Origin of the sequence: Mesorhizobium sp. M1E.F.Ca.ET.063.01.1.1 (genome assembly GCF_003998155.1) — a bacterium.
Taxonomy (GTDB): domain Bacteria; phylum Pseudomonadota; class Alphaproteobacteria; order Rhizobiales; family Rhizobiaceae; genus Mesorhizobium.
Window position 1 is genome coordinate 1 of the sequence record NZ_RZSC01001285.1, and the last position, 967, is coordinate 967.

The following is a 967-nucleotide window of genomic DNA, read 5'->3' on the forward strand; positions in this document are numbered from 1 at the left end:
TCGATATCGTGCCCAACGAGCCCAATCTGATCATCGATTCCCGCATTAGGCCTACGGATATCGACGTGGTGCATCTGGACATGCCGGCCCGCGTGGTGCTGACGGCCTATCCGAGCCGGCATCTGCCGCAGATCCATGGCCTGCTCACCTCGGTGTCGGCCGACCGGCTGACCGACGAGAAGACCGGCGAGCCCTATTTCCTCGCCAAAGTGAAAGTCGACGCGGCCGATCTCGGACAACTGCATGACATCCGTCTGTCGCCCGGCATGCCGGCGGAAGTCATGATCCTGACCGGAGAACACACTTTGCTCGATTACATGCTGGCCCCGGTCGAAGCTTCGCTGACGCGCACTTTCAGGGAGAATTGAGCGGGAAAAATTGAAACAACAGGCGAGATGCTGCAGCTTTGTAAAAGAGCAATGATCGAACTCGCCAGCACAATCACCTGCCCGGCCTGCGGCCACCGCAGAACCGAAACGATGCCTGTCGATGCCTGCCAGTACTTCTACGAATGCGAAAGCTGCGGGACTCTGCTCAAGCCCCTGGCGGGAGATTGCTGCGTGTTCTGCTCTTACGGCGATCATCCCTGTCCGCCGAAACAGAGAGAGCGGCAGTCCGGTGCTGCGAGCCGGCATCATTGTTGTTGAGTTGACAACATCCCCGCTCGCGTAGGCAAGCGCAGCGCCTTGCAATCCAGGGAACCTTGGCCGATCTACCGTCTCAGGGCGTAGACATTGTCCATGGAGACGCCACCCAAGGGCAGCGCCATGTCGTCATCGAGCAGCCGGGTGATGCGGGCAAAGCCGACGAAGGCCTTTCTCGCTTCTTCGGCCGACATCTTGCCCGACATCGCCGCCGAGCAGCAATTCAGGGCGCACTGATAAACCGGGCCGCGTCTTCCCGTTGGCCACTTCCGCAGGAACACCAACGCATCGGAGACGCTGTCGACTTCCTCCAAGGGGTATCC

The 967-nt window shown here is 60.2% G+C and carries 3 protein-coding genes; 2 read left to right on the top strand and 1 reads right to left on the bottom strand.

Going from position 1 to position 967, the window contains the following annotated elements; all coding sequences use genetic code 11:
• Together EOA29_RS37980 and EOA29_RS43560 are read left to right on the top strand one after the other, a co-directional pair.
• A partial coding sequence (locus EOA29_RS37980) for an HlyD family secretion protein (RefSeq protein ID WP_189479147.1) occupies positions 1 to 368 on the top strand: 368 nt, incomplete at its 5' end.
• 51 nt (positions 369 to 419) lie between these two features.
• Positions 420 to 647 (top strand): GDCCVxC domain-containing (seleno)protein, encoded by a 228-nt coding sequence (locus EOA29_RS43560; protein ID WP_126093910.1) that lies wholly within the window; start codon positions 420 to 422, stop codon positions 645 to 647.
• A 65-nt stretch (positions 648 to 712) separates the two neighbouring features.
• On the opposite strand, the gene EOA29_RS37990 is transcribed toward EOA29_RS43560, so the two are convergent.
• Positions 713 to 967, bottom strand: a 255-nt coding sequence (locus tag EOA29_RS37990; protein WP_145970105.1) for a DUF982 domain-containing protein, incomplete at its 5' end; no start/stop codon positions are given.

Coding starts and splice junctions, on each gene's coding strand:
- EOA29_RS43560 (WP_126093910.1), top strand. CDS start 420: ATGATCGAACTCGCCAGCACAATCACCTGCCCGGCCTGCGGCCACCGC.